We start from the raw sequence: 433 nt of genomic DNA, 5'->3' as shown, positions 1-433 counted from the left end.
GGTCAAAGTTGCCAATAACAGCGCGAGAAGTACCAGTTCAATAGGTACCGGAATATAAAACAGACCTGGACCAAAATTATTAAAAATCCATACCAGACCATAACTGGCAGAGCTGCCGATTGCGGACCCGATAAGCCCAAAAATCGCCCCCTGAAACAGGAATACTCTTAAAATTTGTGTTTGGGTTGCACCGGTTGCGCGTAAGATTCCAATTTCCCGGGTTCGTTGCACCACGCTAACTGACATGACACTGGCAATACCAAACGCAACTGAAACGGCGACGAAAATAATAATCATATTGGTCGAGAGACTTTGTGAGGAAATCGCATTCATCAACTGGGCATTGGTTTCAATCCAGCTTTCAGCCTGCAAGGACGTCAGGCGTCCTACCTGATCCGCAATCTGGTCTGCCTGAAAAAGGTCCGTTACCCGC

At 47.1% G+C, this 433-nt stretch carries 1 protein-coding gene; it reads right to left on the bottom strand.

Features of this window, described 5'->3' with window-relative positions; genetic code table 11:
* Nucleotides 1-433, bottom strand: a 433-nt coding sequence (locus tag ACEWB7_RS17960) for an ABC transporter permease (protein ID WP_411581085.1), incomplete at both ends; no start/stop codon positions are given.

Origin of the sequence: Acinetobacter sp. NIOH-H-8, assembly GCF_046635365.1 — a bacterium.
GTDB lineage: Bacteria > Pseudomonadota > Gammaproteobacteria > Pseudomonadales > Moraxellaceae > Acinetobacter.
This window is presented reverse-complemented; position numbering and strand designations above follow the sequence as displayed.